Source organism: Calothrix sp. FACHB-168, from assembly GCF_963889195.1.
GTDB lineage: Bacteria > Cyanobacteriota > Cyanobacteriia > Cyanobacteriales > Nostocaceae > Aulosira > Aulosira anomala_A.
Window position 1 is genome coordinate 89,938 of sequence record NZ_CAWPNJ010000015.1, and the last position, 26,293, is coordinate 116,230.

The 26,293-nt window shown below is 41.5% G+C and carries 21 protein-coding genes; 11 read left to right on the forward strand and 10 right to left on the reverse strand.

All coding sequences use genetic code 11. The annotated features are described in order from the left end of the window. Positions 1 to 309 precede the first annotated feature (309 nt). Positions 310 to 1,137 (forward strand): type I methionyl aminopeptidase, encoded by an 828-nt coding sequence (gene map, locus AACW45_RS08400; protein WP_190632575.1) that lies wholly within the window; start codon positions 310 to 312, stop codon positions 1,135 to 1,137. Positions 1,138 to 1,176: 39 nt separating this feature from the next. Here the strand turns inward: map and AACW45_RS08405 are convergent, their stop codons facing one another. Beyond that, entirely contained in the window at positions 1,177 to 3,222 is a 2,046-nt protein-coding gene (locus tag AACW45_RS08405) for an amylo-alpha-1,6-glucosidase (RefSeq protein WP_190632576.1), read from the reverse strand. A 138-nt stretch (positions 3,223 to 3,360) separates the two neighbouring features. On the opposite strand from AACW45_RS08405, the gene AACW45_RS08410 reads away from it, so the two are divergent. From AACW45_RS08410 to AACW45_RS08420, 3 genes are all read left to right on the forward strand, one after another. Next, positions 3,361 to 3,972 carry a peroxiredoxin gene (locus tag AACW45_RS08410; RefSeq protein WP_190632577.1) on the forward strand — a complete coding sequence of 204 codons (612 nt, stop codon included), beginning with the start codon at positions 3,361 to 3,363 and terminating at the stop codon, positions 3,970 to 3,972. Between the two features lie 266 nt (positions 3,973 to 4,238). Further along, complete coding sequence (locus AACW45_RS08415; RefSeq protein WP_190632578.1) at positions 4,239 to 4,784, forward strand: peroxiredoxin family protein; 546 nt, start codon at positions 4,239 to 4,241, stop codon at positions 4,782 to 4,784. A 19-nt stretch (positions 4,785 to 4,803) separates the two neighbouring features. Further along, positions 4,804 to 5,460: a glutathione S-transferase family protein gene (locus AACW45_RS08420; RefSeq protein ID WP_190632579.1), complete on the forward strand. Its 657-nt coding sequence runs from the start codon at positions 4,804 to 4,806 to the stop codon at positions 5,458 to 5,460. 64 nt (positions 5,461 to 5,524) lie between these two features. Here AACW45_RS08420 and AACW45_RS08425 read toward each other — a convergent pair whose 3' ends face one another. Then, the gene (locus tag AACW45_RS08425; protein WP_190632580.1) at positions 5,525 to 6,505 is read right to left on the reverse strand and encodes a DnaJ C-terminal domain-containing protein; all 981 of its coding nucleotides are present in this window, start codon (positions 6,503 to 6,505) and stop codon (positions 5,525 to 5,527) included. Positions 6,506 to 6,917: 412 nt separating this feature from the next. Between AACW45_RS08425 and trxA the strand changes: the two genes are divergently transcribed. Then, positions 6,918 to 7,235 (forward strand): thioredoxin, encoded by a 318-nt coding sequence (trxA, locus tag AACW45_RS08430; protein WP_190632581.1) that lies wholly within the window; start codon positions 6,918 to 6,920, stop codon positions 7,233 to 7,235. A 75-nt stretch (positions 7,236 to 7,310) separates the two neighbouring features. Here the strand turns inward: trxA and prmA are convergent, their stop codons facing one another. The 4 genes from prmA to AACW45_RS08450 all read right to left on the reverse strand — a co-directional run bounded on the left by prmA (position 7,311) and on the right by AACW45_RS08450 (position 12,518). Further along, positions 7,311 to 8,231 carry a 50S ribosomal protein L11 methyltransferase gene (gene prmA, locus AACW45_RS08435; RefSeq protein WP_190632582.1) on the reverse strand — a complete coding sequence of 307 codons (921 nt, stop codon included), beginning with the start codon at positions 8,229 to 8,231 and terminating at the stop codon, positions 7,311 to 7,313. Positions 8,232 to 8,303: 72 nt separating this feature from the next. After that, entirely contained in the window at positions 8,304 to 9,884 is a 1,581-nt protein-coding gene (gene serA, locus AACW45_RS08440) for a phosphoglycerate dehydrogenase (protein WP_190539769.1), read from the reverse strand. A gap of 262 nt (positions 9,885 to 10,146) precedes the next feature. Beyond that, positions 10,147 to 10,275 (reverse strand): hypothetical protein, encoded by a 129-nt coding sequence (locus tag AACW45_RS08445; RefSeq protein ID WP_277880343.1) that lies wholly within the window; start codon positions 10,273 to 10,275, stop codon positions 10,147 to 10,149. A gap of 173 nt (positions 10,276 to 10,448) precedes the next feature. Next, a complete protein-coding gene (locus tag AACW45_RS08450) occupies positions 10,449 to 12,518 on the reverse strand; it encodes a serine/threonine-protein kinase (protein ID WP_190632583.1) in 2,070 nt (689 codons plus the stop codon). A 105-nt stretch (positions 12,519 to 12,623) separates the two neighbouring features. Between AACW45_RS08450 and AACW45_RS08455 the strand changes: the two genes are divergently transcribed. Next, positions 12,624 to 13,469, forward strand: coding sequence for a Uma2 family endonuclease (locus AACW45_RS08455; RefSeq protein ID WP_190632584.1), 846 nt, complete (start codon positions 12,624 to 12,626; stop codon positions 13,467 to 13,469). 402 nt (positions 13,470 to 13,871) lie between these two features. Here the strand turns inward: AACW45_RS08455 and AACW45_RS08460 are convergent, their stop codons facing one another. Then, entirely contained in the window at positions 13,872 to 14,744 is an 873-nt protein-coding gene (locus AACW45_RS08460; protein ID WP_190632585.1) for an HIT family protein, read from the reverse strand. Positions 14,745 to 14,980: 236 nt separating this feature from the next. Between AACW45_RS08460 and AACW45_RS08465 the strand changes: the two genes are divergently transcribed. Continuing rightward, on the forward strand, positions 14,981 to 18,439 hold the full coding sequence (locus AACW45_RS08465) for a HEAT repeat domain-containing protein (protein ID WP_190632586.1): 3,459 nt from the start codon (positions 14,981 to 14,983) through the stop codon (positions 18,437 to 18,439). On the opposite strand, the gene AACW45_RS08470 is transcribed toward AACW45_RS08465, so the two are convergent. After that, positions 18,436 to 18,639 carry a hypothetical protein gene (locus AACW45_RS08470; protein WP_190632587.1) on the reverse strand — a complete coding sequence of 68 codons (204 nt, stop codon included), beginning with the start codon at positions 18,637 to 18,639 and terminating at the stop codon, positions 18,436 to 18,438. The genes AACW45_RS08465 and AACW45_RS08470 overlap by 4 nt on opposite strands. Before the next feature lie 414 nt (positions 18,640 to 19,053). Here AACW45_RS08470 and AACW45_RS08475 point away from each other — a divergent pair, with 414 nt between their 5' ends. The 3 genes from AACW45_RS08475 to AACW45_RS08485 all read left to right on the forward strand — a co-directional run bounded on the left by AACW45_RS08475 (position 19,054) and on the right by AACW45_RS08485 (position 21,111). After that, a complete protein-coding gene (locus AACW45_RS08475) occupies positions 19,054 to 19,530 on the forward strand; it encodes a hypothetical protein (RefSeq protein ID WP_190539777.1) in 477 nt (158 codons plus the stop codon). Positions 19,531 to 20,585: 1,055 nt separating this feature from the next. Continuing rightward, complete coding sequence (locus tag AACW45_RS08480) at positions 20,586 to 20,831, forward strand: hypothetical protein (protein WP_096604706.1); 246 nt, start codon at positions 20,586 to 20,588, stop codon at positions 20,829 to 20,831. Continuing rightward, entirely contained in the window at positions 20,812 to 21,111 is a 300-nt protein-coding gene (locus AACW45_RS08485; RefSeq protein ID WP_096644228.1) for a hypothetical protein, read from the forward strand. Before AACW45_RS08480 ends, AACW45_RS08485 begins: the two co-directional genes overlap by 20 nt. 791 nt (positions 21,112 to 21,902) lie before the next feature. Here AACW45_RS08485 and panB read toward each other — a convergent pair. Beyond that, a complete protein-coding gene (gene panB / locus AACW45_RS08490; RefSeq protein WP_096644227.1) occupies positions 21,903 to 22,673 on the reverse strand; it encodes a 3-methyl-2-oxobutanoate hydroxymethyltransferase in 771 nt (256 codons plus the stop codon). A 189-nt stretch (positions 22,674 to 22,862) separates the two neighbouring features. After that, a complete protein-coding gene (locus AACW45_RS08495; RefSeq protein ID WP_190632588.1) occupies positions 22,863 to 23,978 on the reverse strand; it encodes a ligand-binding sensor domain-containing protein in 1,116 nt (371 codons plus the stop codon). An 849-nt stretch (positions 23,979 to 24,827) separates the two neighbouring features. On the opposite strand from AACW45_RS08495, the gene AACW45_RS08500 reads away from it, so the two are divergent. Then, positions 24,828 to 26,258, forward strand: coding sequence for a form I ribulose bisphosphate carboxylase large subunit (locus tag AACW45_RS08500; RefSeq protein WP_096644225.1), 1,431 nt, complete (start codon positions 24,828 to 24,830; stop codon positions 26,256 to 26,258). The last annotated feature ends 35 nt before the right edge of the window (positions 26,259 to 26,293 follow it).

The following is a 26,293-nucleotide window of genomic DNA, read 5'->3' on the forward strand; positions in this document are numbered from 1 at the left end:
TTTTGTTAATAGTCAGTAGTCAGTGGTAGGGGCGGGTTTATTTGGATCTTTCTTGAACAGTGAGGATATCTGTAAACCCGCCCATACAAAGATTTGTAAAAACCACCCATAAAGCGAAAAATAAGAGATGAGGCTTCCTTAAATCTGAACTTTTTAAGACAGCCAATCACGAGAAAATCTCATATAAATTACTGTCACAAATCAATAAGACAGTAAAAAATAAGTTAATTTAAATATAGATATTATTTCTCAACTAATCTAGAAAAAACTTAACCTTCAGCGTGACAGCGCCGATCGCTTTAATCTCTCATGAACATACTCAGTAACTTACTTGCTCAAGCCACTCAGCCACCATCTCCCAGTAAACAACGCCGAGGTATCGAACTTAAATCGCCGCGTGAAATTGATATCATGCGAGAATCGGCAAAAATTGTCGCCACCGTACTCAAAGAAATTTCTGAGCTAGTCCAACCAGGAATGACTACGGCTGACTTGGATGCTTATGCAGAAAAACGCATTCGCGAAATGGGTGCTACCCCAAGCTTTAAGGGATATCACGGATTTACTGGTACTATTTGTGCCAGCATTAACAACGAAGTTGTACATGGAATCCCAAATCCAAAGAAAGTAATTCGGACTGGGGATGTATTAAAAGTAGATACAGGCGCTTATTTTCAAGGTTTTCATGGCGATTCTTGCATTACAATTGCTGTCGGTGAAGTTACCCCAGAAGCCGCTAAATTGATTCGCGTCGCTGAAGAAGCTCTGTATAAAGGTATTGAACAAGTAAAAGCGGGTGCATACTTAATGGATCTAGCCGGAGCCATTGAAGACCATGTGAAAGTCAATGGTTTTACAGTGGTAGAAGAATTCACAGGACATGGTGTAGGACGCAATTTACACGAAGAACCTTCTGTATTTAACTACCGTACTAGAGAAATGCCCAATGTAAAATTACGTGCGGGAATGACTTTAGCCATCGAGCCAATTTTAAATGCAGGTTCTAAGCATACCAGAACTTTAGCCGATCGCTGGACAGCAGTAACTGTAGATAATTCTTTATCAGCCCAGTTTGAGCATACTGTATTAGTGACAGAAACCGGCTATGAAATTTTGACCGATCGCACAAAGGTTTAGTTAGAGACGCGATGAATCGCGTCTGTACAATCGTCTGTTCTAAAGCTGAGATTTTGGTAGATAACGAATAACCTCAGCCACTGACCAAGCTTGGGCGATCGCACCTTTGGGTTGATGGGGTGGATCGCCATCAAAAATTTCGGAAATTGAGCCAAGACAAGCATCGTCTAGAAAGTGCTTTAATAGAGGTTGCCAATCAAAAGGTACTGGTTGTTCGGGATAATAACGTTGCCAAGCACGAATAAACGGCCCTATCAGCCAACTCCAAACTGTACCTTGATGGTAGGCGCGATCGCGTTGTTCTGGGTTACCTTGATATTTGCCAATATACTGCGGATCGGTAGGCGCTAAACTCCGCAGTCCATAGGGGGTGAGTAACTCAGAAGCCGCAACTGCAAGTACTTGACGCCCTTGTTCTGCGGGAAATCCGCAATGATATAAGGATAAAGCTAAAACTGCGTTAGGGCGGATTTGCGCGTGACGGCGATCGTCCAATTCGATGGTGTCGTAAAAATAACCGAGTTTTGCATTCCAAAATTTTTGCAGGGAAGCTTTTACCTGTTCTGCTTGTTGTCCATAACGCTGTGCTTGCTTTGCCAGCCGTTCTGAATTAGTATCCTGATTTTGACTTAATTTTTCTGCCCACTGACTCAGCCAACACAAAGCAGAATACCACAAAGCATTAATTTCTACTGGCTTACCCAAGCGAGGTGTGACAGGTTCTCCTTTCACTACAGCATCCATCCAAGTCAAGGCTACATGAGGCGCATCCCAACTAACTAGCCAATCAGTAGCATCAACATGGATATTGTAGCGGGTAGCACCAACAAAGGCTTTATAAATTTGCTGTACTATCGGGAATTGTTCGGCTAAAAACTGCCAATCTTTTGTAGCTTCTAAATAAAGTCCCAAGGTTTCAATCCATAATAGTGCAGCATCAATACTGTTGTAAAAAGGCTCACCACCAACATCAGGAAATGCATTAGGAATTAAACCTTGGTGACAGTAATTTCCAAAGGTTTGCAACAGTCCTTTTGCTAAATCAAAGCGTTGCGTTACTAGTGCTAAACCTGGTAAAGCAATTAAAGTATCGCGTCCCCAATCATTAAACCAATGGTAACCAGCAATCACAGTAGGCCCGGTAATTGAAGCGCGATAAACAATAAATTGATCGCTAGCTTTAAGTAATTTCTTCCATGTTGGGTGTGGGGCATTGGGGTTTTGATTAGTCCCTCGATCAAAGCCAAAAACCTGAGCTAGTCTTTCTTCTTCAGATGCGATCGCTTCGGTAAAGGTTTCACCAGTTAAAGGTTCTGGCTGTGGGTTGGGGAAACCTACTCTAGCTTCTAAGGTAACAACATCACCGGGTTGAAGATGAACTGTTAAATAACCCGGACTATAAAGGTCTTCTTTGTCGCCTAATCCCCGCCGAGTTTCTTCTATTAATTGATAATCCCAATACCACACACCATCAGCTTTATAGTCTCCTTTTGTCCAGCGTAAATGCCAAGGCGTGCCAAAACGCCCATCCATAATTGCTTGGAGACAAACTTGCTGGGGTAATAGCACTTGGGAAAAGTGTAATTCTGGGGAAGCTGTTTGTTGATGATGAAAATCGCGATCGCCAATTAGCAGTCGTAACCTTAAAATACTGGCTTCTGTACCTTCATAACGATACTGAATTAATAGTCGATGGCATAACTCAGGCGCAGAATTTGGCGAATTTACCTTTCCCTCAGTTTCTACCAAACCATAAGGCATGATCAATTGCCGACTCAACTGCCAATTATCCTGTCGCCAAATCCATTTTGGAACTGGATGAATCTCAAAATCACGTAGCAATTGGTAGCCGGTAGCTTCTATTCGCCCACTACGCCAATAATTTGTCCCTAAGGTGACAACTTTTTTTTCTACTTCTAGGCTAGCTTCTAAATGCGAAAGCAGCAGAGTTCGCCCAGATGGGGGGTTTGTGGCGGCAAATAGCCAACCGTGGTAGGTGCGCGTCCTGACATCAGCTACTGTCCCACTGGCAAAACTACCTAAGCCATTGGTCAATAACCACTCTCTTTGATCTAAATCAACCATTTGCTACTCAAAATCGTTATGACTATGATATAGTCGTAACAGATCGTAATTAAACTGTGACAGCGTGGAAGGGAAAGTTTTCACTGACCCGAATTCCAACGCTAGTAAATGGATATAAGTTGAAGGAGAATTAAGATAATGTCCCTCACTTACGGAACAGAAGGAAGCCTCCGCGTTGGTCAACAGGCTCCAGAATTTACAGCAACAGCTGTGGCGGATCAAGAATTTAAGAGCATCAAACTTTCCGACTATCGCGGTAAGTATGTTGTTCTATTCTTTTATCCCCTAGACTTTACCTTTGTTTGTCCCACTGAGATCACAGCATTTAGCGATCGCTACGAAGAATTCAAGAAAATTAACACCGAGATTCTTGGTGTTTCCGTTGATAGTGAGTTTTCTCACCTAGCTTGGATTCAAACTGACCGCAAATCTGGTGGTGTTGGCGACTTGAATTATCCCTTAGTTTCCGACATTAAGAAAGAAATCAGCGCAGCTTACAACGTTCTCGATCCAGCAGCAGGTATTGCTTTACGCGGTCTGTTTATCATCGATAAAGATGGTGTAATCCAGCACGCAACCATTAACAACCTCGCTTTTGGTCGTAGCGTTGATGAAACCCTGCGGACATTACAAGCAATTCAGTACGTTCAGTCTCACCCAGACGAAGTTTGTCCTGCCGGTTGGCAACCAGGGGATAAAACCATGAATCCCGACCCCGTGAAGTCTAAAGTTTACTTCTCTGCAGTCTAGATTGCTCTTGCCATAAATTGGCAACGCAGTATACTGGATTGAAGAGCAGTATCATTTATAACCACAGATAATCACCGATAAACACAGATACAGATGAATCAGTGTTAACTTCAGTGCCTATCTGTGGTTTTTTCGTTTGTCATTGGTCAACAGTCAACAGTCAACGGTCAACGGTCAACGGTCAACAGCACATAATTGACTATTGACTATTGACTATTGACTATTGACTATTGACTCTTAACTTTCAATTATCAAGGATAATAAATATGCTAACTTCAACTGATTTTAGCGGCTTAATAAATGAGCGTTTCTTTCGGAATTTTCTGCCAATTCCGGCGATAAATGAATTAAGACTGGAAGTGGGAACGCCAGATTTTCAATTACCAGATATTACAAATAATAGTTTGGTAAAATTGTCTGCGTTTCGCGGTAAGCGACCAGTATTATTGGCTTTTACCAGAATATTTACAGAAAAGCAATATTGCCCATTTTGCTATCCGCACATAAAATCTTTGAATGAAAATTACGAGCAATTTCAAGAGCGTGATGTCGAGATATTGCTGATTACTAGTACCGATGAAAGGCAAAGTGAAATAGTAGTCAGAGACTTAGGTTTAAAAATGCCTTTACTCAGCGATCCTGCTTGTGGTGTCTTTCGCAGATATCGCGTAGGACAAGCCTTAGGCGCACCTTTACCTGCACAATTTGTCTTAGATAAATCAGGCAAACTCCGCTATTATCATTTATTTTCTTTTCTGGATCATAATGCTAGTGTGGAGACATTATTAGCACAATTTGATGCTTGTAGTTGAGTGAAAATAGGATTTACTGATGCTCAAACTTTATCACCAACCGATTTCATTTAACTCCCGTCGTCCTTGGATTGCTTTACTAGAAAAGGGACTGGATTTTGAATTAATCGAAATGCAGCTGAATGGCGATCAGTTTCAGCCAGAGTTTGTGGCGCTAAATCCCTTTCATCATGTTCCTGTATTAGTTGATGATGACTTTCGGGTAGTGGAATCTCTAGCAATTCTCGATTATATAGAAGCTAAGTATCCTAACCCTAGTTTATTGCCCAAAGAAGAGAAAGCTTTAGCAATTGTGCGCATGGTGGAGATGGTAACCGTAAATGAACTTTTACCAGCCATAAATCCCCTATTGCGGCAAATGATTGGCTTAGACTCCGACCCTGAGAAAATTGAGGAAGCAAAACAGAAAGCGACTATCGTACTAAATTTTTTTGAGCAACTACTAGGCGATCGCCCTTACTTTGGTAGCGAACAATTAACTCTGGCGGATATTGTTGCAGGTAGTAGCATTCTTTTCTTACCACAAATGGGGGTTAGTTTTAATTCTAAATTGCAAAATTGGAGCGACAACATCATGCAACGCCCATCTTGGCAAACTACTCAACCTACTCCCGAGACAATTGCAGCGTTTAAGTCTCGGATAAAAACTTTAATGGCGAAAAATCAAGCTAATTAAACCAAATAAACCCTAAAAATGGCTTCGCGCCACAGATTCTCTAATTCTGGGCGCGAAACATTTCCTATAACTTGACCTGTTGCAAGTGACTGCGGGGATTATAAGTACGTATAGACCGAATTTTTTCATAATATTCCCGCTCTTGTTGGCTAAGTTCTTTGGGTGGTACAATCGCCACCTTCACCAACTGATCGCCTCGTCCACCCTTAGCTATCGGCCAGCCTTTACCACGCAAACGTAGGGATTGACCAGAACGCACACCCGCAGGTAGCTTAACGTTTACTGAACCATCTGGTGTCGGTACATCAATGGAAGCGCCTAAAGTAGCTTCATCTGGTGTAATTGGGAGTTCACAAACCAAATTATCGCCTTCGATTTGGAAGAAAGAATGGGGTTGTAGTTCTACCTTTAAGTACAAATCACCCCGTTGTTGAGTCATGGGATTAATTTGACCTTTTCCTCGCACGCGCAGACGAGTACCCGATTTAGCACCAGCCGGGATACGCACATCTATGGTTTCGCTACCTAAACTAAAGCGCTTTTGTACGCCAGCAAACGCTTCATTAAAGGTTAGAGATATAGTTGCTTCACTATCTTGTGAACCACCAGCACCTACATCTTGGAAACCAAAATCATTAAAACCGCCAAAACCCCCAGGTCTACCTGTGGAACTTTTATAAGAATAGCTTCGGCTACTGCGAGGCCCAGCACCACCAAATAACTCATTTAGGAAGTCATTAAAACTACCATATTGGCTAAAGTCAAAACCGCCCATATCAACCCCAGCACCACCGGGGAAGCCTTCACCTGCTTGTTTCCAGTATTGACCAAATTGGTCATACTTTTTGCGCTTATCTGGGTCAGACAATACCTCATAAGCTTCGTTAACTTCTTTAAAACTAGCTTCCGCCTGTTTATTGCCTGGGTTAACATCAGGATGATATTTACGAGCTAACCGACGAAAAGCTTGTTTAATTTCCTCTGGACTAGCAGTCTTACTAATTCCCAAAATTGTGTAATAGTCTTTAAAGTCGGTTGCAGCCATCTACCAGCCTCCTCTAGAAATTTGTATTATGTTATCTTTCTAAGATATGAGATTCTGTGATTTGCCAGGTATAATCTCAAGCTTTATAACATCTGATTTTAAATTAACAAACATCCGAGAAAATCAAGTGAGGTTCTTGCTCACCGCAAGAGTGCAATATCCGTACTTTCGTGATGACGAACGCTAGACAAGGGAAGGGAAGGGAAGGGAGACAAGGAGGACAAACAATTCAAAATTCAAAATTCAAAATTAAGAATTAAGAATTCTATTTGACTTTTGCCCAATGCCCAATGCCCAATGCCCAATGCCCCATGCCCCATGCCCCTATTTTTAAGGCTTGACTCTTGACTTAGTACCATTTTCTCAACCAAGCATTACTATTAAATCAATCAAGACAAAATCGGTGTGTCATATGGCTACTAAAAAACAATTCAACAGCTTTGAAGAGATGTTGTCTGGTTCTGATGTACCTGTGTTGGTAGATTTTTATGCTTCATGGTGCGGCCCTTGTCAAATGATGGTGCCAATTTTAGAGCAGGTTAATGCCCAACTTAAAGATAAGTTACGTATTGTGAAAATAGATACAGAAAAATATGAAGAAATAGCTACTCAGTATCAAATTTACGCTCTCCCAACTTTGGTACTGTTTAAGCAAGGTCAACCAGTAGATAGAATTGAAGGCGTGATGCAAGCACCTCAGTTAGTACAACATCTCCAAAAGATTATTTAAGATTTGGGAGCAAAAACAGCAGCCTACCCAAAAGGTAGGCTAACGCCAATTAGCAAAATCATCAGGCTGGGTAGTTCAAGAACGGCGGACATTCAAACAACACCACTCTTTCTTTTTCCACAAGGTAGCAACAATCCAGCCATTATCTTCTAAGGCATCAGCTACAGCTTTTGATTGCTCTAGGAGAATACCGCTAAAGACAGCCCAAGTAGTGGGTTTGACGATCGCGCTCATTTCGGGTAGTAATTCGATAATGACATCAGCCAAAATATTGCAGACAATCCCATCTAGTGGTTGAGCGATGAGTTTTTGTAATATGTCTACACTGCCTTCTGCTGGTACTAAGCGTTCTGGGCTAACGTCGTTGAGTGCGCGATTGCTGAAGGTAGATTGCACTGCTAATGGATCGGTATCGACGGCATAGACTTTTTCTGCACCTAATAGGACTGCGCCAATAGACAGGATACCAGAACCGCAACCTATATCCGCAATTACCACAGGCTCTTTTTTAGTTGATACACGAGTGAAAGACTTTGGTAATTCACTCATCCGCATTTCTAGAGATTCTAAACACAGCTGAGTTGTGGCGTGATTGCCTGTACCAAATGCTACTCCGGGATCGAGGCGAATCACGAGGCGATCTGTACTTTCGGGTAATGGTAGCCAGGCGGGATTAATCAAAAAGCGATCGCCTATTTTCTCCGGGTGCCAATATTGCTTCCAGCTAGTACCCCAATCTTCCTCATTGATGATCTGCCAATTTAAAGCAGGTGCGGTTAACCCAACACACAAAGCATCTTGACGCAGCCACAGCGATAGCGCCGCTAAATCTAACAAATGTGCTTGAAATTCCGGTAAATAAGCCTTGACTAAAGAGGCATTACCTTTATTTTCAACTGCCGTACCGCGACAGCCAAAATTTTCCAGACGCCAAAAGATTGAATCTTCTAAGTCTGGTTCACATAAAATCTGTAATTCCCACCAGGTTTTTGCCATATTTTCAAGTATGAATGGTGAAGGATAAAAGATGAAATTACTTCAGCCTTCATCCCTCATCCTTCATGCTATTTACAGGGTTACCGTGTATGCGTCCCGAATACCAGGCACTTTGGTAATTTCTGCCAAAATGCCCTCAGGTAAGGGATCGTCGATGCTGAGAGCCATAACTGCATCACCGCGAACAATTTTCCGCCCTACCTGCATACTGGCAATATTGACATTAAAACTGCCTAGTAAGGAACCGAGTTTACCGATGATCCCTGGCATATCGCGGTGCAGGGTAAACAGCATATATTTGCTGGGGGGAACGTTAATCGGGAAACCATCAACGTCAGTTAGGTGAATTTCTTTCTCGCCTAACAACGCGCCGGTAACAGAATGAGTTCCCAGAGTACCTGTAGCTTCTAACCGCAAGGAACCTGCGTAGTCGCGTACAGAAGCATCTCTGGTTTCAATCACGCGAATTCCCCGTTCTTTAGCTTCAATGTTGGCATTGACGTAATTTACCCGTTCCCGCAATGCTTGGTAAAGCAGTCCTTTGAGGGAAGCAACTACTAAAGGCTGACTCTTATTAGTTGCTAGTTCGCCTTGCAATCTGACATTCAGTAATTCTACTCGACCGCCAGCTAATTGTCCGACGAGTTTGCCTAAAGTTTCTGCCAATTCCATGTAGGGTTTGAGTTCTTCCAACACATCGGGGCTGAGTCCGGGAATGTTGACGGCAGAACGTGCGGGAAGTCCTAAAAGCACATCGCGAATTTGTTCGGCTACATCTATGGCAACATTCACCTGGGCTTCGGCTGTGGATGCACCTAAGTGGGGAGTGAGGAGGACATTTTTACCAAGCGATCGCAAATCGGATTCGCCTAGAGGTTCCGACTCAAACACATCTAAAGCCGCACCAGCAATTGTTCCTTGCTTGATGGCTTCAGCTAAAGCCGCTTCATCAATGATGCCACCACGAGCGCAGTTAATAATCCGGGCAGTTGGTTTCATCTTTGCCAAAGTTGTGGCATTGATTAAATGGGCTGTTTCCGGAGTTTTGGGGATGTGTAAGGTGATATAGTCAGCTTGCTGAATCAGCAAATCTAAATCGACTAACTGACAGCCAATTTGTTCAGCCCGTTCTGTGGAGATAAAGGGATCGTAGCCTAATAGCTTCATCCCCATTGCCTTAGCAACAGCCGCCACATGGGAGCCAATTTTACCTAACCCCACAATCCCCAGGGTTTTTTTGTAAACTTCCGCGCCGACAAAAGTTTTGCGATCCCACTCACCTTTTTTCACCGACACATTAGCGTCGGGAATATGGCGAGATAAAGATAACATCATCGCGATCGCATGTTCGGCAGCCGCGATCGTGTTACCTTCAGGAGAATTGACTACCACAATACCGTGGCGCGTGGCTGCGGGGACATCCACGTTATCCACACCCACACCAGCACGCCCAATTATTTTTAATTGCGTACCGGCTTCAATAATTTCTTGAGTAACGCGCGTACCCGAACGAATCATCAGCGCGTCATACTCACCAATAATTTCTATCAGTTCTGCTGGTTTTAAACCTGTTTTGACATCAACAGTAGCAACTTGCGAGAGAATGTCAATTCCAGCTTGGTCAATAGGATCGGAGACAAGAACCTTGGACATGATTACTTTAAGTTAAAGCTACAGGTTTTGCTGCACAAGACTTTTAAGTGTAGTCTTTATCCGTTACAATTCAGCAAAAATTCTTTGTTTTAATATCAACTTATCCTTACACTGACACCTGGGATCGAGGATATACATCAGTTATAGGGGTGGTACGATGCTGCCTCCTCATGTTTGAAGATCAGTGGCCGCTTGCGCCACCTTTGGGTAAATATAAACCATTAACTGGTGTCAGCAATATATATTTATTAATAGTTAAGAGTTACCTATATTTCTCAGAGACTCGGTAGATGCTGGGGAATTCACCTTGTCTTGGTAATGGAGCGAAAAAGGCGATCGCTACCAGTAAATTTCCCAGACTAGTAATTGTCGCCTTTGATTCATTAGTCATCCATAAATTTAGTACATCTATCTATTGATAGATTTTTTAGGGGCATAGGGTATTGGGTGACTAGTGAGCAGAAGGGGAAGAGCTGCTTTAGGGGCAGAGCAAGAGTACTTATATAATTTGCCTCCTCTGCACCCCTGCTTCCTCTGCTTCCTCTGCCTTTTTATCCTCCTTCCCTAAGGCGATCGCCAAATTTTAATCGTCCTGTCGCTACTACCACTAATGACACTCTGTCCATCTGGACTAATTACTACGCTATTTACTCCACTTCTATGCCCAGTTAGAGTATTTTTAATTGCTCCAGTTTTGAGGTTCCAAATTTTAATGCGATCGTCCCAGCTACCACTCACTAAAGTCTCTCTATTAGGGCTAATTGCTAAAGCACTTACCGGATAAAAATGTTCGGTAAGTGTATTAGTTAATTTTCCAGTTTTTAAATTCCAAATTTTAATCGTATCATCTGAACTACCACTAACTAAAGTTTCATCATTAGGGCTAATCGCCACACTCATCACTGATTCTTTATGTCCGGTGAGAGTATTCTTTAATTGTCCAGTTTCTAAATTCCAAATCTTGATACTATTATCAGCGCTACCACTAGCTAAAGTTTGCCCATCAGAGCTAATAGCTACAGCCATCACTGCTTTTGTGTGTCCATTCAGGCTATTTTTTAGCTTTCCAGTTTGCAGATCCCAAATCTGGATTGTATTACCTCCGCCACTAACTAAAGTTTCACCATCTGGTGTAATTGCAACATAATTTACTGCATCTTTACTCTTTGGTAGATTAGTTTTTAATGTTCCCTCTGGTAAATTCAAAATTTGAATACTACCATCTTTACTCCCACTAAATAAAGTTTTCCCATCACGGCTAATAGCAACAGAATTAATCGCGTCTAAATTTTTGCTAAGAGTAGTTTTTAAATCTCCAGATGCTAAATTCCAGATTTTAATTTTATTATCTGCACCGCCACTAATTAAAGTTTTTCCATCAGTAGTAATTGCTAGAGAATTAACCGCGCCATCATGAGCATCTAAAGTATTAGCTAATGCTAATTTTTCCGCCTCAATTCTTTTATTTACAATCGTTTGACTCAATTGTAAAACACCATATCCTCCCAAACCCAGCAGTAAGATAGCACCACTTATCAGCAAAGGTAATTTTAATTGCTGTTTTGGTTTAGCTAAGTCTACTACTGTTGATGGCGGAGGTTGATAGTCTAATTTTGTTGGTAATTCTGTTGATGAATTTGATGATGGAATTTGATAATTTACCGTCGGTACTAATTCTGGTGATGGCGGTGAAGCTAACTGCGGATAAGCAACTGTATCAGGAATTTGTGAATGAGATTCAACATCATTAATATCTTGTAAAACTTCCTCTGCTGATTGATAACGTTCCTGATAATTCAGTTGCAGCAACTTATCCAAAATCATCGCTAACTTGTGACTAATTGGTAGCGATAAATGCTGTCGCCAATTAGCAACCCAACCATATCCTTGTTGCTTCCATAATTCCCAAGGTGAAACACCAGTTAATAAATGAAAGCAAGTAGTACCTATACTATATAAATCGCTAGCTGGATATACTTGTCCATCTTGCATTTGTTCTGGAGGCGCATAACCAAACGAGCCGATAGTTGTGCCTGGTTGAGTAATTACCGTCTCACTCAATTGTTTTGAAGCACCAAAATCAATGAGTACAATATCACCATGATTTTTAGAAGGTAATTTACGCCGGATAATATTCGGCGGCTTAATATCTCTATGAATTACCTTTTGCTCGTGAACTGTTTGCAGAATAGTTAATAAATTGATCAGTAAATCCCAAATCTTTTGCTCGTTAAAATTACCCTGTTGTTTTAATTCATCAAATAAATTATCTCCATCAATAAACTGCTGCACTAAATACAATCGATTATTTTGCTCAAAATATGCTAACAGTGTAGGAATTTGGGGATGTTCTCCTAAAAATTGCAGTCGCCTTGCTTCTTGCTCAAATAACTCCGTTGCTTTTTGTATCGCACCAGCACCCTGTATTTGGGGAGCAAATTGCTTAATTACACATAGTTCATTAAACTTTTCTACATCTTCTGCTAAATAAGTTTTGCCAAATCCGCCACTACCTAATACCCTGATTGGACGATAATGGCGCAATACAATTAGGGGAACACCACAGTGAGAACAAAACTCTGTTCCATCAGCATGGGATGGATTGTGACAAGAAGAATTGAGGCAACATATCATAAAGAAATGTTTATCAGTAAATAGAGTAGCGATCGCATAATGATTAATTGCTGTCAGTAACCCCAGAAATCGCTATAATTCTGGTGAGTTTTGGGGAAAGCCGCCATGTTAAACTACAATCTGCCTCGGTACTTGCCCTCAGCCGAAGAACTACCAGACTCTGACGACACACCTGTGGATAATGAACTACAAGAATTAATACCAGGATTACTGAAGGCAATTCTGCTCATACTCTGGGCAGATAGAATGGATTGGTTTTTTGGGGTAGACATGGGTATATATTATCACCCCGATGAACCTGCAATTGTGCCCGATGGGTTCCTAAGTTTAGGTGTAGAGCGGTTTTACGATGAAGAATTGCGTCCCAGTTATGTATTGTGGGATGAGAATGTTATACCTAGTTTGGTTTTGGAAGTAGTTTCCCAAAATTATCGTAAGGAATACACAGCTAAATTAGATCAATATGCCAAATTAGGCGTACTGTACTATGTAATTTATTCTTCTCGCCGTCGTCGTAAACCGCGCCTAGAAGTATATAAGTTAGTTAATGGTAGATATGAATTGCAATCAGGAAATCCAGTTTGGTTACCAGAAATTGGCTTAGGAATTGGCTGCGAAAGAGGAAATTATAGCGGTGTCACTAGAGAATGGCTCTATTGGTACGACGTAGACGGTAAACGCTATCCCACCCCCAAAGAACAAATTCAGCAAGAAGTACAACGCGCACAGCAAGAAACTCAACGCGCACAGCAAGAAGCTCAACGCGCACAGCAAGAAGCTCAACGCGCACAACAAGAAGCTCAACGCGCACAGCAAGAAGCTCAACGCGCACAGCGAGCCGAACAACAAGCCGAACAAGCAGAGCAACGCGCTCAACAAGCAGAGCAACGCGCTCAACTATTGGCGGAACAATTAAGAGCGTTAGGAATCGATCCCGATAGTCTCGGTTAAATATTATCAAGTAATACCAATTTTAAAAAAGAATGCAACAGATTGTAGGGGCATTGGCACTGCCATGCCCTCTACAATATATGGATATAAAAGACTCTCACCTTGAGCGAAGTCTCTGTTCTCGACTTATACTAATTCAAATAATGTTTGCGACAAATAAATTCTTTGTAGGGGCACGGCATCCACAATCTTTCGGTATCTCAAATTATCTTACTGGTGCCGTGCCCCTACCCATCTGTCGCATTCTTTTTTCAAAATGGTATTACTTACTTAGTTTCCAGAAAATCAATTATCCCATTTCGAGAGAAGATATTCTTATTTTTTCCCCCTGCTCCCGTTCGGCTGACGCTCACGGCGGAAGCCTGCTCCCTGCCCCCTTGCCAAAAAAGCGATAGTATTTTTTTAATTGGAAATCCCTGACTTATTCCTCTGCGGGATCGCATTTCGCATTCCACCTTTAGCGCCGACAGTATCACCTTTGTAGCGAGGGATAATATGAATACTGGCGTGCATCATATTTTGTCCGGCTGCTCGATTAATGTTCATTCCCACATTAAAACCATCAGGTGCAAACTCTTGTTTAAGAATTTCTTGAACTTTATTTGCCATGAGCCAGCAAGCAGATTGTTCTTTAAACGGAAGCTCAAAATAGTTGCTGACATGGCGTTTAGGAATGACTAAAACATGACCTTTACTAATAGGATAACCATCAAAAATTGCATAGGCTGTGGCTGATTCAGTTAATAATGTTAAATGTTTATAAGGATTGCAGAATAAACAGTTATGAGATGAATTGCGTTGATAATTATAATGGGTATATTCATAAAATTCTCGCATCTCATCCAAGTAAATGGAATGAAAGGGGAGTTTAACTACACATTGATAGGTAGGTTTTTTATGGATATAATGCTCCCGGAAACCTTCTTTTTTAATATCCCTTCTAACTGCATAATAAGCTTTACCTCCTGGCTTGAGTAGATGAGAAACTTCCATGAGGACATTCGCTTGTTCTTCAGTAAATAAAACGTTTAATACGTAAAAGCAGATAATAGTATCAAATTTTTCTTGAGGATATTCAGGAGAATAATAAGGATCGTAACCTGTAATATCAAAGCCTTTTTGACGTAAAATTTTCACATCATTACCAAAGCCACAACCAAAATCTAAAATTTTACCTTGCAATAGATTTTGATTTAATAAAAACTGTGCCGGAAATGAAAGGTTATTTCTTTCTATAGCTGTGAGATGGCTGAATTGATTTTTTGGCAATTTCATGGAATTTCGGTGCTGATGTGCTACTCCGCCTATAGGTAGATTTTTGGTAAAGCGGGGTAGCTTATTATGCCCGTTATTCCTTTATGCGATCGCATCTGGATCGACATCTAACCCACGTAACCTAGCAGCTAACTTTTCAGCGCGTTGGCGTTCTTGTTTTTAAATTATCGTAAAATCTGCAATGCTTGCTGAGACTGATGTATATACTCGTAGTCAAAATATCAATAGACACGAGTATGCTGATTGAATGGTTCACTACCTGGGTAGCTGGTAAAGCATTTGGATTTCTCGTCAAAACCATTATCAGCGAAGACTTTGCCAAAGATTTAGTCAAAGACTGCGCTAAAGATTTTTTTAAATTTATCTTTCAATCTGCTGTAACTGTTCCTTTTCAGCAAGAACCACTGCAAAAAGCTGAAGTTATGGCGCTGACGGAATTTTTACAACTGATGCAACAGGATTTAGAAGATGGTGAACTTGCTGAAGATGAAATTAAAAAGTATACCCAGCCACTCAAGCAATTTCTCAAGCATCCACAAGTCAGAGAAATTTTAGGCAATGCTTTTCAGTATGATTCTCAGGCTATAGATACCAATAAATTAGCAGAAATTTGGTATCAACTTAATTCTTCATCACCCTTACCAGATGATTTTAACTGGAAACGGGTGGGTAAGAAATATGTGCAAAAAGTTAAAGAAATTATTTTAGGAGTTCCTGAACTTAGAGAAATCCTTGATTCTAGGAATTTAGATACAATTCGCGAGAACACTACACAGATTGCCGGGATTATTCCCGATTTTGATTTAGAACGCTATCAAGAAGGAATTCGAGAAAGTTACGGTCATCTCAAATTAGATAGCTTTGATACTAGTGGTTACGCTTATAACGAACTAAAATTATGGCGCATATTTATCGAGCAAAATGTCCGGGAAGTTGAACAAGTTTTACCCGCAGTTTACGAACTACCCAAAGAACATCTCAGACGATTAAAAGAAACTAACCAATTAGAAACAGAAGTCGCAACAGAAGAATTAGAAAAGCATAAACGTGTTTATTTAGAACAACCAATACGTCCAGTATTAGATATAGTCAATGAAAAACAAAAGTATAAATATGTTGTGATTTTGGGCGATCCTGGTTCAGGTAAGTCTACATTGTTGCAATATCTGGCTTTAAATTGGGCAGAGTCGCCACTGAATAATATTATCTCCTTACCGATTCCTTTATTAATTGAGTTACGCACTTATATGCGACGGCGAGATGAAAAGGAATGCCATAATTTTCTCGAATTTTTCCATAAATGTAGCGGTGCAATTTCTCATCTCAATCAACATCAACTGCACGCACAGCTTAAAGCTGGTAAAGCTTTAGTGATGTTTGATGGTTTAGATGAAGTTTTTGAGCCTGGTAAGCGAGAGGATGTAATTACAGATATTCATCGCTTTACTAATGAATATCCTCAAGTGCAGGTAATTGTCACTTCCCGCGTCATTGGCTATAAACCGCAACGGTTAAAGAATGCTGAGTTTCATCACTTCATGTTGCAAGATTTAGACTCAGCACAAATTCAGAATTTTATTCAGCGTTGGCATGATTTAACTTTTACTGATACAGCAGATAAAGTCAGAAAACGGGAGCGATTGCAAAGAGGAATTGAAAATTCTAAGGCTATTCAAGAATTAGCAGGTAATCCCCTATTGTTGACAATGATGGCAATTCTCAATCGCAATCAGGAATTACCTAGAGATAGAGCCGAACTTTATAACCAAGCATCGCGGGTATTGTTACATCAATGGGATGTAGAACGTGCATTACAAGAAGATAAAAGAATAGATCCTAAAACTATTGATTATAAAGATAAGCAAGCAATGCTGCGTCAAGTTGCTTATTTTATGCAAACTAGCGACAAGGGTTTAGCAGGTAATTTAATTAGGGAAGATGATTTAGTTAAGATTTTGACTGACTATCTCAAAACTATAGAAGTCAGTCAAGCCAGAGAAGCTGCGAGGGTAATGATTAATCAACTGCGGACTCGCAACTTTATGTTATGTTTTTTAGGTGCAGATTACTATGCTTTTGTACATCGAACATTCTTAGAATATTTCTGTGCTTGGGAGTTTGTCTGGCAGTTTAAAGAAACGCAGACCTTAACAATTGAGCAACTAAAGAATGAAGTTTTTGGTAAACACTGGCAAGATGAAACTTGGCATGAGGTATTACTGCTAATTGCGGGAATGATTGAGCCTAAATTTGTTGGTGAAATTATTGAATATTTAATGCTGCAAGATGGGGAAGAGGAAAAGTTCATCAATTTATTTCTAGCAGCTAAGTGCCTTGCAGAGGTGAGAAATAGCTCGATAATTGCGTCAATAGCGAATCAATTACTGAACAAGATAAAAGCCTTAACTAAATATGACCTCTGGTACTATTACATCCCCTATCCCCATGAAGAAAAAACTCAGTTAGTTCAGAAGATTCGCACTCAAGCAGTTGCAGCAGTCGCAACAACTTGGCAAGAATCTCTCGATACTAAAAACTGGCTCAAACACCGCGCTACCCAGGATGATAATTACGATGTGCGAGGTACAGCAATCGCACTATTAGCCGAGCACTTCAAAGATGACCCGGACACCAAAACCATCCTCAAACACCGCACTACCCAAGATGATAATTACTTTGTGCGAGGTACAGCAATCGCACAATTAGCCCAGAATTTCAAAGATGACCCGGACAGCAAAACCATCCTCAAACACTGCGCTACCCAAGATGATGATAACTATATGCGAGATGTAGCGATCGCACTATTAGCCGAGCACTTCAAAGATGACCCGGACACCAAAACCATCCTCAAACACCGCGCTACCCAGGATGATGAACACCTCGCTACCCAGGATGATCATGAGTATGTGCAAGGTAGAGCGATCGTATTTTTACCTAAGCACTTTCCAGATGACCCGGACAGCAAAACCATCCTCAAACACCGTGCTACCCAGGATGATGATAACTATGTGCGAAGTGTAGCGATCGCAGAATTAGCCGAGCACTTTAAAGATGACCCGGACACCAAAACCTGGCTCAAAGACTGCGCTACCCAGGATGATGATAACTATGTGCGAGGTGCAGCGATCGCAGAATTAGCCGAGCACTTTAAAGATGACCCGGACACCAAAACCTGGCTCAAAGACCGCGCTACCCAGGATGATGGTAACTATGTGCGAGGTGCAGCGATCGCACAATTAGCTCAGAAATTCCCAGATGACCCGGACACCAAAACCATCCTCAAACACCGCGCTACCCAGGATGATTATGAGTATGTGAGAGGTACAGCCATCGAACAATTAGCCGATAAATTCCCAGATGACCCGGACACCAAAACTATCCTCAAACACCGCGCTACCCAGGATGATAGTTACTCTGTGCGAGGTACAGCCATCCAACAATTAGCTAAACACTTTAAATATCAACTTGAGTTGTTTGAAATTTACTACCACTGCGCTGCTAATGACCCGTTTAAGGATAACCACAATTTCCTGTCTAACCCAAATCCTCGGTACATTGCCCTTGACATAATTATCAAGCAGTTTCCTCAACATCCTCAGACTTTACCACTGTTGCAAGACAAAGCCAAAAATGACCCAGATGAGAAAGTGCGGGAGTTTGCTCAGAAAAAGTTGAAGCAGTTAGAAGTCATTTAAGCTAATATCAATTCTCTGTAAACTGGCACTGAATAATTACTTCTTTTCTCTTGGCGTACTTGGCGTACTTGGCGGTTCATTAAATACAGCAGATTGCAAGTTGGTGAGGTACAGATAATCGTTGATTGTAGGGGTATGGCAGTGCCCATTGGTGTCAACTTAACGTGAAACCCTTTTGGTTGACAAGGTTTTGTGCTCATCCCCAACCCCTCGCTTACCCAATAAACCGCCGTCACCCTCGAAGGGTGCGGCTAATTGAACAAAGCCCACCTGCGTGGGCTAAGAAAATCTAGCCCACGCAGGTGGGCTTTGTAACGTTAGCCCCAGGCTTACAGCCTGTGGGCGGTCTGTTGGGTAAGCCAGAGATACTTAAGTTGACAGGTATGGGCAAGTGCCATGCCCCTACCTGTGTACTTCATTTACCTGATATACGCTGTATCAATAAAAAATATACTCTTCGTATCTGTTTAGACCATAACCAAGCCCAACTACTCAACAACAAACATCAATTTCTGCCAAAATCGCTGCAAAATGTTCAATTAGCCAAAACAGTGGGAATTATATACTGAGCAAACAATGCTACCAAGCTCATATAACTACCAAAGGAATTGGCAATGCCCTATCAAAATATTACTGCAACCGTTTCCCCAGAAGATATCCAAGAAATTAAAGCAGCACTACAAACCATCCAAAAAAAGCTACCCTTTCTCATTACCCTAAGTACAGAAGAACGGCGCAAATTATACAAAATGGGTGATAAAAGCTTCGCCTTTGTCAACAATAGCGTCAGTGCGGCGCAATCTAACCGGGAGATTCTCCCAGCCAGCTTTAATGTTGAGGAATTGGTGCAAGATTATCAATTAGCCACCACACTCACCGAACTTTTAATCTCAATGCGCCAACTCACCGAGCAAGTAGATGATACCCTGTTAGCCGTTGGTAGTGAAGCGATGACTAGCAGTTTAACAGTGTATGATTACGTCAAAACTGCTGCGAAAAAAACACCAGGCTTAAAAACTCTAGCAGAACAGTTAGGTGAACGCTTCAAAGCTCTCAAAGGTAGACCTACTAAAGCTGCATCTGGTAATTAATAAATTAATACTGCTAACCGAGGCTTGGAACTTCATTAACCAGCCTCAGATACTCGTTAACCAGTCTTTGATACTCATTAACCAGTCTTTGATACTCGTGAATGAGTCTTTGATACTCATTAATCAGTCTTTGATACTCGTGAATGAGTCTTTGATACTCATTAACCAGTCTTTGATACTCGTGAATGAGTCTTTAATACTCATTAACCAGTCTTTGATACTCGTTAATCAGTCTTTGATACTCATTAATCAGTCTTTGATACTCATTAATCAGTCTTTGATACTCGTTAACCAGCCAAAGTTTTTCTATCGCCTACCATCAAGCTCCGCGTTACCCCACCCCGGCTTTGCTAACGCAAAACCTCCCCTCCCCGCAAGCGGGGAGGGGATTGAGGGGTGGGGTAAAAAGCTTGTGGGGTAAGCGTTTGAACTTAAGTTGACACCAATGGTTCCTCAACCCAACCTACGTCTCAATTAACCAGTCAAGATTTTTAAGTGTTGGGTTTTGTTCCTCAACCAAACCTACATTTGTAGCTATGCAATCATGGGAAAAACCCAGAGAAATTGATATTATGGCAACGGATAACCGTGAATATTCGTATAAGCTCCAAAATTCTAACTAAAGTTATATTGGCAATGTTGCTAAATGTAAAGCATAATTCTTTTTTGGAGTCGTCAGCCAGCGCTGCACTTCCAAGCTGAAAAGTATTTTGTCATCAGAAATTTTCTAGTTTTTTTCGGTTGAAAGTTGAGTATTCAACCCTCTATTACCTGCGTGATAACACTTAAGTAAATGCAAGTAAGTATACGCAAAAAATTAAAAAAAGATTAACAACAAAAGGCTAAAACCTTTTTGCTGCTATAAATTACCAAGCAAATACATAGATACTGGCAGTGTATCAATTCCAAATATAAGGGAAGCGATCGCCCAAGAACTTTAACCGTAAATACCCGGATATTCTCCCCCCCCTCCTAGAGAAATTCCGCAATAACACGGTTACGCCATTTTGTTGTTCAGATAAAAATGGCGAATATAAAGTTAGGAGGGTAAATTGATGACAAGCCCTGTAATGACTGTAATTCGAGTCAACCTAGAGAAAGCTAAAGAGGTGGCTCGAAATTGGGAAAGAGCTTCATATACTGAACTGAGTGCTTACTGTTTGGAAATTTTGCGGGAAATTGGCTGTTCTAGTAGTGAACTACCCGTAAATTTACAGACTCGCGAGCAACAGCTTAATTTCATCGCCGGTTTCGCTTCCTATGCATTTGGAGAGGTGCTAAATGTCCAGAACGCTAAATGAAGATATCTTTAACGAACCAGAACAGGTAGAAGAAATTAGTTTACCTGTCACCGAAGAAGACTTGTTTATTTTAATGCAGAAATTTTCTGGTTATGAAATTCCTGCAAAGGTTTTCTCTCAAGCAGTGGCTATCGCTACTTACGACCGTGCATCAGCTTTCCGCTATGCTGATAATTATGTAAGTATCCTCAAAAATAAAAATAAACGTAAACATTGGCTGAAGCTAGAACCTGCGCCTGATTTTCGCCTTGATAAAAGATTTGCAGATTTACATAATTAGCAGTTTTGAATTTTGCTATTTCTCAATAGAATTGGCAACTTACCAGAAATATAAATCTGCATTGGCTAGGGAAAAATTCCTTTAAGTCTGATAAATATTTATCTTAGCCGTTGCATGAAATATTCGGTCGTTAAATACTCTAACTCTACAGATATTTGAGTTTTGCGATTTTTTTGAGGTTAGCGAATGTGGAACAATTAGCTAGTTTGTTTGCTGAGATTATCTAAAAGCCCAAAACAACAGCTGTGTTATTTGTTCTACAATTTAGCTTTCTGCTAAAAATTTAGTACCTCTGTAATTGAGTCAAAGCTTTAGTCAAAACTCAAAAGCAGTTAATTTGGTTCTATATCTTCTCTATCTGATTTTTTCTCAATTTTGAGCCTCAGAATGGCTTTCCAGAAACTATAGGAGTTACCTACACTAGTCATATTGGGTATAGATAGCAATTCTGTGTCAAAATATCTACCCTTCTCATAAAAACACGTTTCCTGTAAATAAAACTCAATATTTAAGTTTTTCCTCCCGATTCAAGTTAGAACTGTAGTAATTGTTGATGGGATATTGCAAATTAGTCGCTTGCTTATTTCGCGTGGTTGATTTTCCGGCAGTGATAATTGCAATATTTTCATCTTCAATTACTATTTTTTTGTCAGAGACGCGATTAATTGCGTCTGTACAATTGTCAGTTGTCAGTTGTCAGACATTTACTAATTTTTGTAATTACAGTCACAAGCCTTGAGTATTATCCTTTTGACTTTTGACTTTTGACTTTTGACTTCCGCATAGCGGTGCTAGGGAAATTTTTGCTCGCGCACTTCTAGCGCATAATCTTGTACGGCTTTGGTAATGGTCTCCCGGAGATTAGTATAAACTTTGGCAAAAGGTGGGTGTTTTTCTGAAAGCCCTAGAACGTCAGAGGTGACTAACACTTGTCCATTACAATGGATTCCCGCGCCGATGCCAATAGTAGGAATACTGAGTTTTTGGGTAATACGGAGTGCTAGATCTGCGGGAATATGCTCAAGAACGATCGCAAATACTCCAGCTTGTTCAAGAGCGATCGCTTCATTTAAAATTCTCTCAGCAGTTTCCTGAGTTTTCCCTTGTTGTCGCAAACCCAGTTGATGAACTGATTGTGGCGTTAAACCTACATGTCCCATCACGGGAATTCCCGCTTGTACCAGTCGCGCAATAGTTTCTACCATCGCCGGGTAGCCACCTTCTAATTTCACAGCTTGAGCGCCGGTTTCTTTTAACACCAGCCCAGCTGAATGCATAGCTTGTTGAATACTTTCTTGATAAGTCAAGAACGGCAAATCTACCACCACTAAGGCACGTTTAACGCCACGACGCACAGATTTAGCATGGTAGAGCATTTCCTCCAAAGTAATAGGCAATGTAGTCTCATAGCCAAGAACCACAGCCATCGAGTCACCTACCAGGATTAAGTCTACCCCAGCTGCATCGAGTAATTGCGCGATCGCATAATCCCAAGCGGTCAACGCGACAATTGAACGCCCTTGTTGTTTCCATTGAATTAATTGCTGGGTGGTAACGACCATTTTCAATCCGAGTAGAGGTTAGAGGTAAGGGGCTAGGGAGGCAGAGGACTGAGGAAGGGCGACAAGGAAGACAGGGGGGAAAAGGAATTTTAGATTTTAGATTTGCGATTTTGGATTCCAATCTAAAATCCAAAATCCAAAATCCAAAATTGTTTCAATGCCCAATGCCCAATGCCCCATGCCCAATCCCTACTTCACCGCACGACTAAAAGCCAGATGGGTTTTTGCACTCTCCATTTTCGGCATTAACCAAGCTAAACCTTCACTAGTGCCAATCCATAATTTATTGGCAATATCAGGAACCAAGGCAAGTACCCGACTAGAAGGAAGTCCTGCAACCTCATCTAAGACAGCGCCTGTATTTGGATTTAATCGTAACAAACCATTGTTGGTACCGATCCATACACTACCATCTTGAGCGAAACGTATTGCTGTGACATTACGTCCGCGCAGGCGAGTGACAGAACGCATGACTGCACCAGTTTTCGGGTTAATCACTAGCAAATTATTTGGCATCCCCGCCCAAATTAATCCTTCTGGACTAATCGCCAAAGCTTGCACAGTTGTTCCTGGTAAATCGGCAATTCGCTTGATAATTAAGGCATTAGCAGTATTTACCCGGATCAGTCCGTCTAAAGTGCCTACCCATAATTGACCATCTGCATCTAAAGTTAAGGCGTTAGCACTAACACCAGGCAAATTTTTTAACGTAGTCATAATTAAACCTTGGTCAGGACTAATCAAGGCCAAGCCATTATCAGTTCCCGTCCATAAATAGCCACGTTTGTCAATCAATAGCGATAAAACTCGTTTAGAAGGCAAAAATAAATTTTGAGCAGTAATTTCACTGGTGCGGGGTTCAATGCGGATTAATCCTTCATAATTTCCCACCCAAACGCGCCCTACTTTGTCTTGTGCTAAAGCGCTAATGGCGACATTAGGTAAACTCACGCGAGAGATAATCTTGCCCGTTTTCGGGTCAATGCGAGACAAACCCCGCCAAGAAGCCACCCAAAGATTACCAGTCACATCCGCTAATAAGTTGCTAACACGGTAATCTGGTTCTAGAGAATTTTCCTGTTCTTCCCTTTCATTGGGCAAGGGGTCTACTCGCGGAGGTGGCGCAACAGCTGGATAAGAGTTAGTTGGCTTAGACGAATTAGTAACAGGTTTTGTGGGTGTTGGTGCAGGACTATCGGTTTTTTGGGCTGTCGCTGGATTGCTCAAAGCGATAATTCCCATGCTGGGTAGCATCACCATTCCTGCAAGGATAGAAGTAATCAATACATTAGTACGCTTAATCATGGTGAGATTCCCTTAAAGAGAGGGTTAATTTTCAGTGTTCCCTTCACCAAGATTTTTTAAACGCCTTCAGCAATTTTTCTGGTTATTCATTAGTCATTTGTCAGAGACGCGATGAATCGCGTCTGTACAATTGCTTCCTTGTTCCCCTTGTCCTCCTTGTCCCCCTTCCCTTGTCCTCCTTGTCCCCCGTCTCCCCTACTAGCCCAAAGCATATATAACTATAAATGTACTTTTGTAAACCACTCTTAACAAAATGTTTAAAACTTTATGTAATAAAAAATTTAAATATATAAGTTAAAAAGTTTCAAAGTATAACTTATTGATTTCTTGATATATTGTGAGACAAGTTACAAATTACGTGGTGTGCAATTTTTGTCTTGCGCTCACCATTTCTCTAAACCCAACTCAAGCCACATAAATCTGAGTATTTCCTTGTAGAACAAGGAAAGTAGACGGATATACAGGTGAAAAACCCCTAATGCCTAAGTTGTACTTCAGGAAAAATGGGTAAAAAATCACTTTGCGTCACAGCAAGGTTATGTGGGCTGGGAAACACATTAGAGAAATGAGAGAAAGAGATAAAAAGAATTTATATGCCTGGGAAAGAGGAATAGTAGAAGCACATAGCTGTGTGCGTCGAAAAATCAAGGAAATTGGCGATTGTGTTTGAAATAGCACACCAAATGTTCCGAAATCAAAACCGCTACCCTTTGCCATAGACAACCCCTAACTAACAAAAAAATTTTCTTGGGCTTCCCCTTGCTTACAGGGGGAGAGCGCAGGGTGAGGGGAAATTGCACTAAGCGTGATTTGTGAAGTAATTAAGTGTGACTTCTTGGAAGGGAATTTATGTCTTACGCTCAAACGAAGACTCAGGCAAAAGCTGGGTATAAAGCCGGGGTTCAAGATTACAGACTTACTTATTACACACCCGATTACACACCCAAAGACACCGATATTTTGGCGGCGTTTCGTGTTACACCCCAGCCTGGAGTTCCTTTTGAGGAAGCAGCAGCAGCAGTAGCGGCTGAGTCTTCTACTGGTACTTGGACAACCGTATGGACTGACTTGTTAACCGATCTAGATCGCTACAAAGGTCGTTGCTACGATATCGAACCTGTTCCTGGCGAAGACAACCAGTTTATTGCTTACATTGCCTATCCTTTGGATTTGTTTGAAGAAGGCTCTATCACCAACGTTTTGACCTCAATCGTCGGTAACGTATTTGGTTTTAAAGCTTTGCGGGCATTGCGTTTGGAAGACCTTCGCTTTCCTGTTGCTTACATCAAGACCTTCCAAGGGCCTCCTCACGGTATCCAAGTTGAGCGTGACAAATTAAACAAATACGGTCGTCCTCTGTTGGGTTGTACCATCAAACCTAAATTAGGTTTGTCTGCTAAGAACTACGGACGCGCTGTATACGAGTGTTTGCGCGGTGGTTTGGACTTCACCAAAGACGACGAAAACATTAACTCTGCTCCATTCCAAAGATGGCGCGATCGCTTCTTGTTCGTGTCTGACGCTATCAGCAAAGCTCAAGCTGAAACCGGTGAAATTAAAGGTCACTACCTCAACGTCACCGCTCCTACTTGCGAAGAAATGCTGAAGCGGGCTGAGTATGCTAAAGAACTCAATCAGCCCATCATCATGCACGACTACCTGACTGCTGGTTTCACCGCTAACACCACTTTGGCGCGTTGGTGTCGTGATAATGGCGTTCTACTGCACATCCACCGCGCGATGCACGCAGTAATTGACCGTCAAAAGAACCACGGTATCCACTTCCGTGTATTGGCTAAAGCCCTACGTTTGTCTGGTGGTGACCACATCCACACCGGTACCGTAGTAGGTAAATTAGAAGGTGAACGTGGTATCACAATGGGCTTCGTTGACCTATTACGTGAAAACTACGTTGAGCAAGACAAGTCTCGCGGTATCTACTTCACCCAAGACTGGGCTTCTTTACCTGGTGTATTGGCAGTTGCTTCTGGTGGTATCCACGTATGGCACATGCCCGCACTAGTAGAAATCTTCGGTGACGACTCTGTACTACAATTTGGTGGTGGTACTCTGGGACACCCCTGGGGCAACGCTCCTGGTGCAACTGCTAACCGCGTTGCTTTAGAAGCTGTTGTTCAAGCACGTAACGAAGGTCGCAACCTGGCTCGTGAAGGTAACGACATCATCCGTGAAGCTGCTAAGTGGTCTCCTGAATTGGCTGCTGCTTGTGAACTGTGGAAGGAAATCAAGTTTGAATTCGAGGCCGTTGATACTGTCTGATCGCTGAGTGAAGCGGTAAAAGGTAAGAAGTAAAA

What these genes read in the sequence shown, in the direction of transcription:
- map (WP_190632575.1), top strand. Translation starts at nt 310, where the DNA reads ATGAACATACTCAGTAACTTACTTGCTCAAGCCACTCAGCCACCATCT.
- AACW45_RS08405 (WP_190632576.1), bottom strand. Translation starts at nt 3,222, where the DNA reads ATGGTTGATTTAGATCAAAGAGAGTGGTTATTGACCAATGGCTTAGGT.
- AACW45_RS08410 (WP_190632577.1), top strand. Translation starts at nt 3,361, where the DNA reads ATGTCCCTCACTTACGGAACAGAAGGAAGCCTCCGCGTTGGTCAACAG.
- AACW45_RS08415 (WP_190632578.1), top strand. Translation starts at nt 4,239, where the DNA reads ATGCTAACTTCAACTGATTTTAGCGGCTTAATAAATGAGCGTTTCTTT.
- AACW45_RS08420 (WP_190632579.1), top strand. Translation starts at nt 4,804, where the DNA reads ATGCTCAAACTTTATCACCAACCGATTTCATTTAACTCCCGTCGTCCT.
- AACW45_RS08425 (WP_190632580.1), bottom strand. Translation starts at nt 6,505, where the DNA reads ATGGCTGCAACCGACTTTAAAGACTATTACACAATTTTGGGAATTAGT.
- trxA (WP_190632581.1), top strand. Translation starts at nt 6,918, where the DNA reads ATGGCTACTAAAAAACAATTCAACAGCTTTGAAGAGATGTTGTCTGGT.
- prmA (WP_190632582.1), bottom strand. Translation starts at nt 8,231, where the DNA reads ATGGCAAAAACCTGGTGGGAATTACAGATTTTATGTGAACCAGACTTA.
- serA (WP_190539769.1), bottom strand. Translation starts at nt 9,884, where the DNA reads ATGTCCAAGGTTCTTGTCTCCGATCCTATTGACCAAGCTGGAATTGAC.
- AACW45_RS08445 (WP_277880343.1), bottom strand. Translation starts at nt 10,275, where the DNA reads ATGACTAATGAATCAAAGGCGACAATTACTAGTCTGGGAAATTTACTG.
- AACW45_RS08450 (WP_190632583.1), bottom strand. Translation starts at nt 12,518, where the DNA reads ATGATATGTTGCCTCAATTCTTCTTGTCACAATCCATCCCATGCTGAT.
- AACW45_RS08455 (WP_190632584.1), top strand. Translation starts at nt 12,624, where the DNA reads ATGTTAAACTACAATCTGCCTCGGTACTTGCCCTCAGCCGAAGAACTA.
- AACW45_RS08460 (WP_190632585.1), bottom strand. Translation starts at nt 14,744, where the DNA reads ATGAAATTGCCAAAAAATCAATTCAGCCATCTCACAGCTATAGAAAGA.
- AACW45_RS08465 (WP_190632586.1), top strand. Translation starts at nt 14,981, where the DNA reads ATGCTGATTGAATGGTTCACTACCTGGGTAGCTGGTAAAGCATTTGGA.
- AACW45_RS08470 (WP_190632587.1), bottom strand. Translation starts at nt 18,639, where the DNA reads ATGAGCACAAAACCTTGTCAACCAAAAGGGTTTCACGTTAAGTTGACA.
- AACW45_RS08475 (WP_190539777.1), top strand. Translation starts at nt 19,054, where the DNA reads ATGCCCTATCAAAATATTACTGCAACCGTTTCCCCAGAAGATATCCAA.
- AACW45_RS08480 (WP_096604706.1), top strand. Translation starts at nt 20,586, where the DNA reads ATGACAAGCCCTGTAATGACTGTAATTCGAGTCAACCTAGAGAAAGCT.
- AACW45_RS08485 (WP_096644228.1), top strand. Translation starts at nt 20,812, where the DNA reads ATGTCCAGAACGCTAAATGAAGATATCTTTAACGAACCAGAACAGGTA.
- panB (WP_096644227.1), bottom strand. Translation starts at nt 22,673, where the DNA reads ATGGTCGTTACCACCCAGCAATTAATTCAATGGAAACAACAAGGGCGT.
- AACW45_RS08495 (WP_190632588.1), bottom strand. Translation starts at nt 23,978, where the DNA reads ATGATTAAGCGTACTAATGTATTGATTACTTCTATCCTTGCAGGAATG.
- AACW45_RS08500 (WP_096644225.1), top strand. Translation starts at nt 24,828, where the DNA reads ATGTCTTACGCTCAAACGAAGACTCAGGCAAAAGCTGGGTATAAAGCC.